The organism is Burkholderia cepacia complex sp. TUM26381, from assembly GCF_057439935.1.
The window spans coordinates 129,261-144,210 of the sequence record NZ_CM172006.1; the positions used below are offsets into that span (position 1 = coordinate 129,261).

At 68.7% G+C, this 14,950-nt stretch carries 12 protein-coding genes; 8 read left to right on the forward strand and 4 right to left on the reverse strand.

Going from position 1 to position 14,950, the window contains the following annotated elements; all coding sequences use genetic code 11:
- The first annotated feature begins 2 nt into the window (after positions 1–2).
- Positions 3–1,433, forward strand: a complete 1,431-nt coding sequence (locus ACWMMN_RS00580; protein WP_174993426.1) for an FAD-binding oxidoreductase — start codon at positions 3–5, stop codon at positions 1,431–1,433.
- A gap of 45 nt (positions 1,434–1,478) precedes the next feature.
- Here the strand turns inward: ACWMMN_RS00580 and ACWMMN_RS00585 are convergent, their stop codons facing one another.
- Positions 1,479–2,051: a PadR family transcriptional regulator gene (locus ACWMMN_RS00585; RefSeq protein ID WP_174993425.1), complete on the reverse strand. Its 573-nt coding sequence runs from the start codon at positions 2,049–2,051 to the stop codon at positions 1,479–1,481.
- Positions 2,052–2,119: 68 nt separating this feature from the next.
- Entirely contained in the window at positions 2,120–2,551 is a 432-nt protein-coding gene (gene cadR / locus ACWMMN_RS00590; RefSeq protein ID WP_011546785.1) for a Cd(II)/Pb(II)-responsive transcriptional regulator, read from the reverse strand.
- Positions 2,552–2,632: 81 nt separating this feature from the next.
- On the opposite strand from cadR, the gene ACWMMN_RS00595 reads away from it, so the two are divergent.
- Entirely contained in the window at positions 2,633–5,203 is a 2,571-nt protein-coding gene (locus ACWMMN_RS00595; RefSeq protein ID WP_486422887.1) for a heavy metal translocating P-type ATPase, read from the forward strand.
- A gap of 10 nt (positions 5,204–5,213) precedes the next feature.
- Positions 5,214–5,594 (forward strand): zinc ribbon domain-containing protein, encoded by a 381-nt coding sequence (locus ACWMMN_RS00600; RefSeq protein ID WP_059232780.1) that lies wholly within the window; start codon positions 5,214–5,216, stop codon positions 5,592–5,594.
- A gap of 83 nt (positions 5,595–5,677) precedes the next feature.
- Here ACWMMN_RS00600 and ACWMMN_RS00605 read toward each other — a convergent pair whose 3' ends face one another.
- On the reverse strand, positions 5,678–6,556 hold the full coding sequence (locus tag ACWMMN_RS00605) for an AraC family transcriptional regulator (protein ID WP_486422888.1): 879 nt from the start codon (positions 6,554–6,556) through the stop codon (positions 5,678–5,680).
- Between the two features lie 276 nt (positions 6,557–6,832).
- Between ACWMMN_RS00605 and ACWMMN_RS00610 the strand changes: the two genes are divergently transcribed.
- From ACWMMN_RS00610 to eutC, 4 genes are all read left to right on the forward strand, one after another.
- Entirely contained in the window at positions 6,833–8,296 is a 1,464-nt protein-coding gene (locus ACWMMN_RS00610) for a mechanosensitive ion channel (RefSeq protein ID WP_059232778.1), read from the forward strand.
- Positions 8,297–8,482: 186 nt separating this feature from the next.
- A complete protein-coding gene (eat, locus tag ACWMMN_RS00615) occupies positions 8,483–9,895 on the forward strand; it encodes an ethanolamine permease (protein WP_486422889.1) in 1,413 nt (470 codons plus the stop codon).
- A 125-nt stretch (positions 9,896–10,020) separates the two neighbouring features.
- Entirely contained in the window at positions 10,021–11,418 is a 1,398-nt protein-coding gene (locus tag ACWMMN_RS00620) for an ethanolamine ammonia-lyase subunit EutB (protein ID WP_256085426.1), read from the forward strand.
- Positions 11,415–12,206, forward strand: a complete 792-nt coding sequence (gene eutC, locus ACWMMN_RS00625) for an ethanolamine ammonia-lyase subunit EutC (RefSeq protein ID WP_059232776.1) — start codon at positions 11,415–11,417, stop codon at positions 12,204–12,206. The genes ACWMMN_RS00620 and eutC overlap by 4 nt, the downstream gene beginning before the upstream one ends.
- Here the strand turns inward: eutC and ACWMMN_RS00630 are convergent, their stop codons facing one another.
- A complete protein-coding gene (locus tag ACWMMN_RS00630) occupies positions 12,207–13,091 on the reverse strand; it encodes a LysR family transcriptional regulator (protein WP_059236531.1) in 885 nt (294 codons plus the stop codon).
- Positions 13,092–13,246: 155 nt separating this feature from the next.
- On the opposite strand from ACWMMN_RS00630, the gene ACWMMN_RS00635 reads away from it, so the two are divergent.
- Positions 13,247–14,797, forward strand: coding sequence for an MFS transporter (locus tag ACWMMN_RS00635; protein WP_059232775.1), 1,551 nt, complete (start codon positions 13,247–13,249; stop codon positions 14,795–14,797).
- The last annotated feature ends 153 nt before the right edge of the window (positions 14,798–14,950 follow it).

The following is a 14,950-nucleotide window of genomic DNA, read 5'->3' on the forward strand; positions in this document are numbered from 1 at the left end:
CGATGCAGAACCGGGAGACGGTTGCCGCAGGCGGCGAGGCGCGCGGCGATGCGCAGCCGGGCGAGGCGCTCGACGCCGTGCTCGTTGCCGAACTGGGCGACGCGCTCGTCACCCGTGCCGCCGACATCGATCCGCGGTACTTCACCGCGTACAACGAGCCGGCCGGCGTGCGGCCGCGTGCGCTGGTGCGCCCGCGCAGCGTCGACGACGTGTCGCGCACGCTCGCGCTGTGCGCGCGGCTCGGGCAGCCGGTCGTGCCGCAGGGCGGGCTGACGGGGCTCGCGCGTGGCGCAGTCGCGCTCGGCGGCGAGGTCGTGCTGTCGATGGAGCGCTTGGCCGGTATCGAAGCGATCGACGCGGCGGCCGGCACGATGACCGTGCGCGCGGGGACGCCGCTGCAGACGGTGCAGGAAGCCGCGGAAGCGGCGGGGTTCACGTTCGGCGTCGATCTCGGCGCGCGCGGCTCGTGCCAGATCGGCGGCATGCTCGCGACCAATGCGGGCGGCACGCGCGCGATCCGCTACGGGATGATGCGCGAGCAGGTGCTCGGGCTCGAGGCGGTGCTCGCGGACGGCACGGTCGTGTCGTCGATGAACCGGATGCTGAAGAACAACGCGGGCTACGACCTGAAGCAGTTGTTCATCGGCAGCGAGGGGACGCTCGGCGTCGTCACGCGCGCGGTGTTGCGGCTGCATCCGCTGCTCGCCGCGCCGGCCACGGCGCTCTGCCGTGTGCGCGACTACGGCGCGGTGGTCGCGCTGTGGAACCGGGTGCGCACGCTGCCGGAAGTCGTCAGTTTCGAGGCGATGTGGCCGGCGTTCTACGACTACGTCGCGCGTCATACGCCGGGTGTCTCGGCGCCGTTTGTCGGCGAAGAGGGTTTCGCGGTACTGATCGAATGCGCGACGAGCGCACCGGGCGGCGACGCGCACCAGGCGCTGGAAACCGGTCTCGCGGCGGGGTTCGACGCAGGGCTCGTGGACGACGCGGTGCTCGCGGCATCGGAGCGGCAGGCGCGCGACCTGTGGACGCTGCGCGAAGGTCTCGCGATCGATGCGCTGCCGCATCTCGTCAACTTCGACGTGAGTTTGCCGACCGGCGAACTTGGCGCGTTCGCCGAACGCTGCGAGGCGGCGTTGCGGGCGCGCTGGCCGGACGTCACGTGCCTGTTCTTCGGCCATGTCGGCGACGGCAACGTGCATATCGGCGTGTCGCTGGCCGGGATGACCGACGCGGACCTCGATGCGCTCGATCACGGCGTGTACGCGGTGGTGCGCGACATGGGCGGCTCGGTGTCCGCCGAGCACGGGATCGGCGTGCTCAAGCGTCCTTATCTCGCGCATACGCGCAGCGACGCGGAAATCGGGCTGATGCGGCGCCTGAAGGCCGCGCTGGACCCGCGCGGCATTCTCAATCCCGGCAAGGTGCTTTGACAGCGCCGATTCCCGTGACGTGCGGGAATCGACCTGCCTGATGCTTCAGCCGTCCACCCAGCGCAGCGCGCCGATCTTCAGGTGTTCGACGACGCTGCGTGCCCAATCCAGCTCCGCATTGAGCAGCACCAGCGCATGTTCGTTCTGCAGCAGGAACAGGCGCGGCACCTGGTCGGCTTGCGCGGTGGCGCGCAGCGCTTCCAGCCGTTCGCGTTCGGCGTCGAGCCGCGCAATCCGCAGTTCGAGCTGGTGACGGGCATCTTCGGCGTCGAGCAGCGGCAGGAACGCGAGACCGGCGCCGAACACCGGGAATTCACGTGCGGGCTCCGCGAGCAGCGCATGCAGCCACGCCTGCCCCGCCGTATGCCCGGCTTCGGTCAGCGCATACAGCGTGCGCTCCGGAAACGCGCCGTCGCGCTCGGTGTCGTGCACGGCGATCATCCCGTCGCGCAGCAGCCGGTCGATCGTCTGGTAGAGGCTCGTGCGCTGCCGCACGTTGACGACTTCGTCGTATCCGCGGGCCTTCAGTTGCTGCAACATCCCATACGGATGCATGGGCGTTTCGGTGAGCGTCGCGAGGACGGCCAGCGCAAGCGGGGACGGGCGGCTCGTAGGCATGAATAGTTAGAGTATATCTAGTAAGAATATAACTATTCTCAATCAGACTATCTTATTTCACAAGGGTTTCAGCCGAGGTGCGAACGCTTCGCGGCCGGTGCGACGGTTTCCATCGTCGCGAGACCGTGCACGATTCCGCAATCCTCGACCGAATGCTCGCCGACGCACTGGCGGCGCAATTCGGTGAGCTGGTCGCGCAGATGCGTGAGTTCCGCCAGGCGCGCATCGACGTGTCCGATGTGATCGTCGAGCAGCGAATTGATCGAATCGCAGCGGTCGGCCGGCGTGTCGGTGAGCTGCAGCAACGCGCGGATTTCGTCGTGCGCCATGTCGAGCGCGCGGCAGTTGCGGATGAAGCGCAGCCGTTCGACGTGCACGTCGGTGTAGTTGCGGTAGTTCGAGTCGGTGCGCTCCGCATCCGGCATCAGACCCTCTTTCTCGTAGAAACGGATCGTCTCGGGGGTGCAGCGGGCCGCTTTGGCCAGTTCGCCGATCTTCATGCCTTTCTCCCGTGTAAGGGTTGACCTTGTAGTGGCTTCAGGGTGTTAACTCTACACCGTCAAGCCACAAAGGAGGTTGTCATGACCGACGCCAAGCGTACCCACGACCCACGACACCGTCATGCCGGCGGCGCCGATGCGTGCTGCGCCGACCCGCGCGACACGCAGACGGCGACCGTTGCCGACGCGGCGCCGGCGGCCGGCGAGCGCGCGCACGGCGAGGCTGCATCGCGCGGCCGCGACCATGATCACGATCATTCGCACGACGACGGGCATCGGCACGGCGCGACGGGCGCGCACGATCATGCGGCGCACGACGAAGCGGGTCACGATCGTTCACCCGGCGATGCGCATGTACACGGCGCGGCGTGCTCGCACGACCACGCCGCGCACGACCATGCCGGTCACGACCACGACCACGACCACGACCACGACCACGCGGCCGGCGACTGCTGCGCGCCCGCCGCGCTGACGCTCGCGCCGCTGCCGGTCGCGCAGGCGACCGCGTCGGGTCACGTGCGCTCGGCGTTCCGGATCATGCAGATGGACTGCCCGACCGAGGAAACGCTGATCCGCAAGAAGCTCGGCGGGATGAACGAAGTGTCGGCGCTCGAATTCAACCTGATGCAGCGGATGCTGACCGTCGAGCACGTGCCCGGCGCGCAGCCGGCGATCGAAAGCGCGATCCGCACGCTCGGGATGACGCCCGAGGCCGCGACGGCCGGCGCACCGGCGGCGCGTGTCGCGGACGCGCCCGCGAAGCCGTGGTGGCCGCTGGCGCTCGCCGGCGTCGCCGCGATCGCGTCCGAAGGGGCGACGTGGGCCGGGCTGCCGGTGTGGCTGTCGGCGGCGCTCGCGCTCGCCGCGGTGCTCGCATGCGGGCTCACCACGTACAAGAAGGGGTGGATCGCGATCCGCAACGGCAACCTGAACATCAACGCGCTGATGAGCATCGCGGTGACGGGCGCGATGGCGATCGGCCAGTGGCCGGAAGCCGCGATGGTGATGGTGCTGTTCACGATCGCCGAATTGATCGAAGCGAAGTCGCTCGACCGCGCGCGCAATGCGATCCAGGGCCTGATGCAGCTCGCGCCGGATACCGCGACCGTGCAGGACGCGGACGGCTCGTGGCGCACGATCGAGGCCGCGCAGGTCGCGCTCGGCGCGGTCGTCCGCGTGAAGCCGGGCGAACGGATCGGGCTGGACGGCGAAGTCGTCGCGGGCCGCTCGACGGTCAACCAGGCGCCGATCACCGGCGAGAGCCTGCCCGTCGAAAAGACGGCCGGCGACGCCGTGTATGCGGGCACGATCAACGAATCGGGCTCGTTCGAATATCGCGTGACGGCCGTCGCGGCGAACTCGACGCTCGCGCGGATCATCCACGCGGTCGAGGAAGCACAAGGTGCGAAGGCGCCGACGCAGCGCTTCGTCGACCAGTTCGCGCGCGTGTACACGCCGATCGTGTTCGCGGTCGCCTTGCTGGTCGCGGTGGTGCCGCCGGTCGTGATGGGCGGCGCATGGCACGACTGGATCTATCGCGCGCTGGTGCTGCTCGTGATCGCATGCCCGTGTGCGCTGGTGATCTCGACGCCGGTGACGATCGTGTCGGGTCTCGCGGCCGCGGCGCGGCGCGGGATTCTGGTGAAGGGCGGCGTCTACCTGGAAGAAGGGCGCAAGCTTGCCTGGCTCGCACTCGACAAGACCGGCACGATCACGCACGGCAAGCCGGTGCAGACCGACTTCGACGTGCATGCGGACGGCGCCGATGCGGCACGCGTGCGGCATCTCGGCGCGAGCCTCGCGGCGCGCTCCGATCACCCGGTGTCGCAGGCGATTGCTGCCGCGGCCCGCGATGCCGGCACGACGGCATTCGCCGATGTGCAGGACTTCGAAGCGATCGTCGGGCGCGGCGTGCGCGGCACGATCGACGGCACGCGCTACTGGCTCGGCAACCACCGGCTCGTCGAGGAGCTCGAGCGCTGCTCGACGGCGCTCGAAGCGAAGCTCGACGCGCTGGAGCGGCAGGGCAAGAGCGTCGTGGTGCTGGTCGACGAAGCGCGCGTGCTGGGCATCTTCGCGGTGGCCGACACGATCAAGGACACGAGCCGTGAAGCGATCGCCGATCTGCACGCGCTCGGCATCCGCACCGCGATGCTGACGGGCGACAACCCGCATACCGCGCAGGCGATCGCGAAGCAGGCCGGCATCGACGACGCACGCGGCAACCAGTTGCCGGAAGACAAGCTCGCGGCGGTCGAGGAGCTGTCGGCCGGCGGCGCGGGCGCGGTCGGGATGGTCGGCGACGGGATCAACGATGCCCCGGCGCTTGCGCGTGCCGACATCGGTTTCGCGATGGGCGCGATGGGCACCGACACGGCGATCGAGACGGCCGACGTCGCGCTGATGGACGACGACCTGCGCAAGATTCCCGCGTTCGTGCGGCTGTCGCGTGCGACGCACCGCGTGCTGGTGCAGAACATCGGCTTCGCGCTCGGCGTGAAGGTCGTGTTCCTCGGCCTCACGGTCGCGGGGCTCGGCACGATGTGGATGGCGGTGTTTGCAGACGCGGGCGCGAGCCTGATCGTCGTGGCCAACGGCTTGCGGCTGCTGTCGTCCTCCGGGGCGTTCGGCGGTGCACAGGCCAAGCGTTGAGGAGCGGGCGATGAGCTTTCTGAAACGGATCCTGGGCGGCCACGGCGGTGGCCATGGCAGCGGGCACGGCAGCGGTGGGAGCGGTAGCGGTAGCCACGGCGGCGGGCATCACGGCGGGCAGCGCCGCGACGCGCACGGCGGCCACGACGCACGCGGCCGCGATCGCTACGGCTGGGGCTGGCAGGCGCCGGCCGACGCCAGTGCCGGGCACGGCGGCAACGTGCCGCTGAGCCAGCTTGCGTGCGCAGGCTGCGGCGCGCTCAATGCGGCCGATGCGCGCTTCTGCGCGCAGTGCGGCGCGGCGCAACGCAGCCGGGCCTGCAGCCGTTGCCACACGGCGCTGGCGGCCGACGCGCGCTTCTGTCCCGGGTGCGGGACGCAGGCGGCGTAACAGGCGTGCCGCTCATTCGCGCCGGCCGGGCATGACCATCGGCCGGCGCGTGTCGTTTCACGGCCGGCGCACCGGCTCGTCGCTCAGCGCAGCGGCAGGTGAATCTCGGTGCGCAGGTCGGCCGGCGCCGTGTCCATCGGCGTATTGAGGTACAGCTCGAACGGCGGCGCGTCCGCCGCTTCGCGGCCCGAGTGGCGCAGCCAGTCGCCGTAGAGCCACTGGTAGGCCGTCTTCAGGTCCGCATACGGCCCCGTATGCAGCAGCACGGCGTACTCGCCGCCCGCCACCGACGCGCGCTCCACCGGCGGCACGGGTTCGACGTCCGGCGCGTCGTCGGCCGGCATGAAGCAGGCTTTCGCGCGCAACTGCGCTTCGGGCGTCGTGTCCGGATCGTCGTAAAAAATGCCGATCATCTTCGCGCCGGGGCCGATCAGCCCATGCTGCCCGACCCACGCGCCGATCCGCCCGAACGCATCGCCGACCTTCATGTACGCGCCGATATGCGCGACCGCGTAGCCGCTCAGTTCCGGCAGGCGCCGGATCTCGACCTCATGCTTGAACATGTCTTCCTCTCCTCGCTGCAGTGGATAAACCGGCCGGTGCGTGCCCGTGCGCCGGTGCTGCGCGGGCGGCACGCCATAAGCATCGCGAAACGCCCGCACGAACGCGTGCGTCGAACCGTAACCCGCACGCCGTGCGATCTCGTCGATCGGCCGCGCCGTGCACACGAGATCCTCGGACGCGCGCACGATCCGCATCCGCCGCACCGTCAACACGATCGACTCGCCGTACAGCGCGCGGTAGACGCGCTGCCAGTGATACGGCGACAGGCACGCGACTTCGGCGAGCCGGTTCAGGTCGAGCGGGCCGTCGAGATGCGCGCGGATGTATTCGTGAACGCGCGCCACGCTCGCCGCATAGCGGACCCACGCGGGTTTGTCGGGTTTCGTTTCGGCTGTCATCGACGTGTCCGGGCAAGAACCGACGCCACGGTAGCACGGCCCGAATGAACAAATCTTGCGGAAATACGTAGCCGTCATTAATCCGCCCCTTTTTTATATTGCTGAAATGGGGTCTTGTCCCTCTGCGATCAATGACTAAAGTTAAAGACGGTGAAATCGGGTGATCGCGTCATTTTTCTCGGGTAAGTTGCTCGGACGGGGCAGCACGCTTTTCGAAGTACGCAGGTAGTTCGTCGATGTTCAATCGCAACACCACGTTTTTCGGGAGAAGAAGAAATGGATGCTTCCAGCTTCATCACGTCGCTGCAGACCACGCTAGGCGGATACTTGCCCAAGATCGCCGGCGCGATCGGCATCCTGGTGATCGGCTGGCTGATCGCCGTGGCGGTGCGGGCCGGTGCGCTGCGCCTGCTCAACGCGCTGAAGGTCGATCAGCGGATCACCGACAGTACCGGCCAGGGCGCCTGCGTCGAGCGCATCATCGCCGGCGGCCTGTTCTGGCTCGTGCTGCTCGTCACCGCGGTGGGCATCTTCAACGTGCTCAACCTGTATGCGGTCTCCAATCCGTTCTCGCTGCTCGTCACGCACATCGTCAACTACCTGCCGAACCTGATCGGCGGCGCGGCGCTGACGCTGATCGCGTGGCTGATCGCGTCGCTGCTGCGCAGCCTCGCGAACCGCGCGCTGAAGGCCAGCAAGATCGACGACAAGCTGTCCGAAGGCGCCGGCATGCAGCCGATGAGCGGCTATCTCGGCGACGTGCTGTTCTGGCTCGTGATCCTGATGTTCCTGCCGGCGATCCTCGCGTCGTTCGCGCTGTCGGGCCTGCTGTCGCCGGTGCAGGGGATGGTCGACAAGCTGCTCGCGATCGTGCCGAACCTGTTCGCGGCCGCGGTGATCGGCTTCGTCGGCTGGGTCGTCGCACGCGTGCTGCGCGGCCTCGTGACGAACCTGCTGATCGCCGCCGGCGCCGACCGCCTCACGCAGGGCATCGACAGCCCGACGCCCGTGCGCGTGTCGAGCCTGGTCGGCACGATCGTCTACGTGTTCGTGTTCGTGCCGACGCTGATCTCCGCGCTCGACGCGCTGAAGATCGACGCGATCTCGATTCCGGCGACCAACATGCTGAACCAGTTCCTCGGCGCGGTGCCGGACATCTTCGCGGCGATCGTGATCGTGCTCGTCACGTTCTATTTCGCGCGCTTCGTCGCGTCGCTCGCGCAGAAGCTGCTGGAAGCCGCCGGCGCCGACGGGCTGCCGGCCGTGCTCGGCGTCGAGCGCGTGTTCTCGGGCATCCTGCAGCCGTCGGTGCTGGTCGCGCGGTTGATCGTGTTTTTCGCGATGCTGTTCGCGTCGGTCGAAGCCGCGAACCGGCTCGGCTTCTCGCAGGTGCGTGACGTCGTCACGCTGTTCATCGAGTTCGGCGGCCACGTGCTGATGGGCGGCGTGATCCTCGTGATCGGCGTGTGGCTCGCGGGCCTGGCGCGCCGCGTGATCGAGCAGGCCGATCGCGAGCACAGCGTGCTGTTCGCGCGGATCGCGCAATTCGCGATCCTCGGCCTCGTGTTCGCGATGGGGCTGCGCGCGATGGGCATCGCGAACGAGATCGTCCAGCTCGCGTTCGGCCTCGTGCTCGGCGCGATCGCGGTGGCCGTCGCACTGTCGTTCGGCCTCGGCGGCCGTGAAGCGGCCGGCAAGCTGCTCGACCGCTGGTTCAACCAGCGCGGCGGCAGCCAGTAAGTGCCGCCGATCCGGCCGCTTCGTGCGGCCGGATCGCCGTCGCAACGAACGCGGCCGGCGTTTTCGCAAGCGAAACGTCAGCCGCGATCTTTGCCGAATTTCGATAACACGTCGTTTAATGACTCTCTAGCATCGATTCTCAGTCGCGCTGGCCGGCAGGCCCGGCGCCTTTGAGGAGAGAGTCCGATGAAAGCAGAGTCGAATGGCCGGCCCGCCGCCGGCGCCAAGTCGTCCGGCCAGCCCGCGCTGCAGCAGACGCTCGGGACCTGGCAACTGTGGGGCATCGCGGTCGGCCTCGTGATTTCCGGCGAATACTTCGGCTGGAGCTACGGCTGGGCGAGTGCCGGTACGCTGGGCTTCGTCGTCACCGCGCTGTTCGTCGCGGCGATGTACACGACCTTCATCTTCAGTTTCACCGAGCTGACGACGTCGATCCCGCACGCGGGCGGCCCGTTCGCGTATGCGCGCCGAGCGTTCGGCCCGACCGGCGGCTATCTCGCCGGCGCCGCGACGCTCGTCGAGTTCGTGTTCGCACCCCCCGCGATCGCGCTGGCGATCGGTGCGTACCTGCACGTGCAGTTCCCGGGCCTCGAGCCGAAGCATGCGGCGATGGGCGCGTATCTCGTGTTCATGGCGCTGAACATCGTCGGCGTGCAGATCGCGGCGACCTTCGAGCTCGTCGTCACGCTGCTCGCGATCTTCGAGCTGCTGGTGTTCATGGGCGTCGTGTCGCCGGGCTTTGCGTGGAGCAACTTCATGAAGGGCGGCTGGTCGGGCGCCGATCATTTCAGCGTGGGCGCGTTCCACGGGATGTTCGCGGCGATCCCGTTCGCGATCTGGTTCTTCCTCGCGATCGAAGGCGTCGCGATGGCCGCCGAGGAAGCGAAGAACCCGAAGCGCTCGATTCCGATCGCGTACGTGGCCGGGATCCTGACCCTCGTTGCGCTCGCGATCGGCGTGATGGCGTTCGCCGGCGGCGCGGGCGACTGGACCAAGCTCGCGAACATCAACGATCCGCTGCCGCAGGCAATGAAGTACATCGTCGGCGCGAACAGCGGCTGGATGCACATGCTCGTGTGGCTCGGGCTGTTCGGGCTCGTCGCGTCGTTCCACGGGATCATCCTCGGTTATTCGCGCCAGATCTTCGCGCTGGCCCGCGAAGGCTACCTGCCCGAATGGCTCGCGAAGGTGCATCCGCGTTTCAAGACGCCTTACCGCGCGATCATCGCGGGCGGCGTGGTCGGCATCGCGGCGATCTACAGCGACGAGCTGATCCAGTTCGGCGGGCAGACGCTGACCGCGAATATCGTGACGATGTCGGTATTCGGTGCGATCGTGATGTATATCGTGAGCATGGCGTCGCTGTTCAAGCTGCGCCGCTCGCAGCCGAACATGGCGCGGCCGTTCCGCGCGCCGCTGTACCCGGTTTTCCCGGCCTTCGCGATCCTGGCGGCGTTCATCTGTCTCGGTACGATGGTGTACTTCAACGGGCTGGTCGCGCTGGTGTTCGTCGGCTTCCTCGCGCTCGGCTACGCGTACTTCCTCGCGACGCGTTCGCAGCGCGCGAGTGCGCCCGGCGACGCGCTGCTGGAGGAGTGAGCGGGGTGAAGGTGAAGGTGAAGGTGAAGGTGAAAGTGGCAGGCCGTTTCTGACGGCATCCGGCGCGCCCCGTCGAACGGGCGCGCCGTCGGCTTTTGGTTTGGATGGGCAAGGAGGCTCGCACGATGTCCTATACGGAGACGATCGGTCCGCGCACGTACCGCTTCGCGGACCTGAAGACGCTGCTCGCGAAAGCGAGCCCGCTGCGTTCCGGCGACCAGCTCGCCGGTGTCGCGGCGGCGAGCGAGGAGGAGCGCGTGGCCGCGAAGATCGCGCTCGCGGGCGTGCCGCTGAAGGCGTTCCTGAACGAAGCGGTGATCCCGTACGAAGACGACGAGGTCACGCGCCTGATCATCGACGATCACGACGCGCGGGCGTTCGCGGAAATCTCGCACCTCACCGTCGGCGATTTCCGCAACTGGCTGCTGTCGCCCGCGGCCGACGGCGCGGCGCTCGAACGGATCGCGCCGGGCCTCACGCCCGAGATGGTCGCGGCCGTGTCGAAGCTGATGCGCAACCAGGACCTGATCGCGGCCGCCCGCAAGCGCCGTGTCGTCACGCGCTTTCGCAACACGGTCGGGCTCGCCGGCCGGATGTCGGTGCGGCTGCAGCCGAACCACCCGACCGACGACGTGAAAGGCATCGCCGCATCGATGCTCGACGGGCTGATGTACGGCTGCGGCGACGCGATGATCGGCATCAACCCGGCCACCGACAGCCTCGCGGCGATTGTGAAACTGCTCGCGATGATCGACGGGTTCCGCGAACGCTACGGCGTGCCGACGCAGTCGTGCGTGCTCACGCACGTGACCAACACGATCGCGGCGATCGAGAAGGGCGCGCCGGTCGACCTCGTGTTCCAGTCGATCGCGGGCACCGAGAAGGCGAACGCGAGCTTCGGGATCTCGCTCGCGCTGCTCGGCGAGGCGCACGAGGCGGCGTTGTCGCTGCGGCGCGGCACCGTCGGCAACAATCTCATGTACTTCGAGACGGGCCAGGGCAGCGCGCTGTCGGCGAACGCGCACTTCGGCGTCGACCAGCAGACCTGCGAAGTGCGCGCGTATGCGGTCGCGCGCAAGTTCGAGCCGTTCCTCGTGAACACGGTGGTCGGCTTCATCGGCCCCGAATATCTTTACGACGGCAAGCAGATCATCCGCGCGGGGCTCGAGGATCACTTCTGCGGGAAGCTGCTCGGCGTGCCGATGGGCTGCGACATCTGCTACACGAACCATGCGGAAGCCGACCAGGACGACATGGACACGCTGCTGACGCTGCTCGGTGCGGCCGGCATCAACTTCATCATGGGGATCCCGGGCGCGGACGACGTGATGCTGAACTACCAGAGCACGTCGTTCCACGACCAGCTCTACGTGCGCGAGGTGCTCGGGTTGCGCCGCGCACCGGAATTCGAGGAGTGGCTGGAGACGATGGAGATCGCCGACGCGCATGGCGCGCTGCGCGCGGCGACGTCGCGCGTGCCGCTGCTCGCAGGCGCGAACGACTGGATGGGGATTTCGGCATGAGCGACGCCGTCGAAAAGAACCCGTGGGCGCAGCTGAAGTCGTTCACGAATGCGCGGATCGCGCTCGGTCGCGCAGGCAACAGCCTGCCGACCGCGCCGCTGCTCGCGTTCAACCTGTCGCATGCGCAGGCGCGCGATGCGGTACACCAGCCGCTCGATAGCGACGCGCTGCGACGCGCGCTCGATGCGGCCGGTTTCGCGACGCTCGGCGTGCAGAGCGCGGCGCCCGACCGTCAGCATTACCTGCGCCGGCCCGATCTCGGCCGCAAGCTGTCCGACGAAGGGCGTGCGCTGCTGGCCGGCCACGGTGCGGCGCTCGACGATGCGCCCGACGTCGTGTTCGTGGTTGGCGACGGGCTGTCGGCGTTCGCGGCCGCGAAGCAGGCATTGCCGTTGCTGCAGGCCGTGCGGCCGCGGCTCGACGCGGACGGCTGGCGGATCGGCCCGGTGGTGGTGGCGACGCAGGCGCGCGTCGCGCTCGGCGACGAGATCGGCGAGCTGCTGCGCGCGAAGGTCGTCGCGATGCTGATCGGCGAACGGCCGGGGCTCAGCTCGCCGGACAGCCTTGGCGTGTACCTGACGTGGGCGCCGAAGGTCGGCTGTCACGACGCGCTGCGCAACTGCATCTCGAACGTGCGGCCCGAAGGGCTGCCGCACGCGGCCGCCGCGCACAAGCTGCATTACCTGATGACGCATGCGCGCAGGCTTCAGCTGACGGGCGTCGGGCTGAAGGACGACAGCGATGCGTTGCTGCCGCCGGCGGAAGCGGAGCGGATCGGGACGACGTGATTACCTGAACAGCCGTTCGCACAGGAAATCGACGAACACGCGCAGCTTCGGCGACAGCTGCCGGCTCGACGGCCACACGATCGAGAACTGCCCCGGCGCGATCCGGTAATCGTCGAGCACGGTGACGAGCGCGCCCTGTTCGAGCGCGTCGCGCGCGAGGAAGTCGGGCATGTAGCCGATGCCGAGCCCCGCGAGCACGGTGCCGCGCAGCGCCTCCATGTTGTTGCAGGTCATCGCGGTGCGCAGCTTCAGCGGCGTGCCGTCGTCGGCTGCGAGCGCCCAGTCCTGCAGCTTGCCGGTGGTCGGGAAGCAGTAGCGCACGCAGTCGTGCGCTTCGAGATCGTGCGGCGTGCGCGGCGTGCCGGCCTGCGCGAGATAGGCGGGCGTTGCACACAGCACGAACGCGAACGGGCCGAGCCGCCGCGACATCAGGCTCGAATCGGTCAGCGGCCCGCTGCGGATCACCGCGTCGAACCCGCCTTCGACGACGTCGACCATCCGGTCGTTGAAATCGAGATCGAGCTCGACGTCCGGATAGCGCTGCCGGAATTCGGGCAGTACCGGCAGCAGGAAGCGGTAGCCGATCACCGGCAGGCTCACGCGCAGCTTGCCGCGCGGGCGCTGCGCCGACGCCGTCACGGTCGCTTCCGCATCGCGGAAATCCTCGAGGATCCGCTGGCAGCGTTCGTAAAAGTGCCGGCCCTCTTCGGTGAGCGTGACGCGTCGCGTCGTGCGGTTGAACAGGCGCACCCCGAGCGACTGTTCGAGCTTCGCGATCGTCTTGCCGACCGCCGACGCCGAGATGCCGAGCGCGCGGCCGGCCGCGACGAAGCTCAGCGCGTCGGCGGTGCGGACGAAGGCGACGATGCCGGACAGGTTTTCCATCGAATCGAAGAACGTGCGCCGACGCACGCGATTGAGTCAATTGCGGAATTTTAGTCCGTTATATGCGGAAATTTGCGTGGTTTTTCGCGAATTGAATCGGATTTATCTTCTGTCGCTCTGACGGTGCATCCGCGCCGGCTTTTCGAGGAGCGATGATGGATCACCCCGTTTCAGCCGTTTCAGCCCGGTCGGCACGCCGGCGTGCATGGGTGCTGGCCGCCGTGTGCATGGCCGCCGTCGCACTGCCGCTGTCGTTTTCGGGCGGCGCGGTCGCGACGCCGGCGATCGGCCGCGACCTGCACGGCAGCCCGGTCGCGATGAACTGGATCACCAACGCGTTCATGCTCGCGTTCGGCAGTTTCCTGATGGCATCGGGCGCGCTCGCCGATCAGTTCGGCCGCAAGCGCCTGTTCGCGATCGGCGTCGGCGGTTTCACGCTGATGTCGGTCGCGCTTGCGTTCGCGCCGTCGATGCTCGCGGTCGACCTGCTGCGCGCCGCGCAAGGACTCGCGGCGGCCGCGGCGCTCGCCGGCGGCACGGCCGCGCTCGCGCAGGAGTTCGACGGCGCGGCGCGTACGCGTGCGTTCAGCCTGCTCGGCACGACCTTCGGCATCGGGCTCGCGTTCGGGCCCGTGCTCGCCGGCGGCCTGATCGGGCACTACGGCTGGCGTGCGATCTTCGTGACGAGCGCGGTGGCCGGCGTGCTGTCGCTGGTGGTCGGGCTGCCGCGCATGCACGAGTCGCGCGACCCGCATGCGACGGGGCTCGACTGGCCCGGCACGGCCGCGTTCACCACCGCGCTGACGCTGTTCACGTTCGGCGTGATCGAGGCGCCCGCGCGCGGCTGGTCGAGTGCGCTCGTGATCGTGCTGCTGGCCGGCGCCGCGCTGGGCGCGGGCGCATTCGTGATGATCGAGACGCGCGTCGCGCGGCCGATGCTCGACCTGTCGCTGTTCCGCATCGCGCGCTTCGTCGGCGTGCAGGTGCTGCCGGTGTCGACCTGCTGCTGCTACATCGTGCTGCTCGTCGTGCTGCCGCTGCGCTTCATCGGCATCGACGGCTTCAGCGAGATCGACGCCGGCTGGCTGATGCTCGCGATTTCCGCGCCGATGCTGGTCGTGCCGTTCGTCGCGGCGACGCTCACGCGCGGGCTGTCGGCCGGCGTGATTTCCGCCGTCGGGCTCGTGATCGCGGCGGCGGGGCTCGTGTGGCTGAGCGTCGCATTGCGCGGCGGCGCGGGGCCCGCGGCGATCGCGCCGATGCTTGCGATCGGCGTCGGCGCCGGCATGCCGTGGGGGCTGATGGACGGGCTGTCGGTGAGCGTCGTGCCGAAGGAGCGCGCCGGGATGGCGACCGGCATCTTCAGCACGACGCGGGTGGCGGGTGAGGGCATCGCGCTCGCGATCGCCGGCGCGGTGCTCGCGACGCTCGCGCAGGCGGGGCTGCGCGCAGCGTCCGTGGCGGGCGCGACGCCAGAGGCTATCGTCCGTGCGTCCGCCCGGCTCGCGACCGGCGACCTTGGCGGCGCCGCCGCGGTGTGGCCGCAGGCCGGGCGCGCGGTGTTGCAGCAAAGCTACGCGCAGGCGTTCGACCATCTGCTGATCGGGCTGGCCGTCGTCACGTTGCTGTGCGCGGCAGTCGTGTTCGTGTTTCTCGGCGGGCGGCGTGGCGTGGAGTCCGGCGATGCATGCGCGCGGCGAGCCTGACTGACGGGCCGCTGCTCGCGAGCCGACGCGTCGTGCCGGCACCGGCGGCGCGTCGCGTCGCTCGACCGTTGCGCATCGTCGCATTCGCAACTTTCGCTTGATTTTCCTGCATCTGCTCCGAAACTCTAAGACGACCGCGCCACGTACACATCG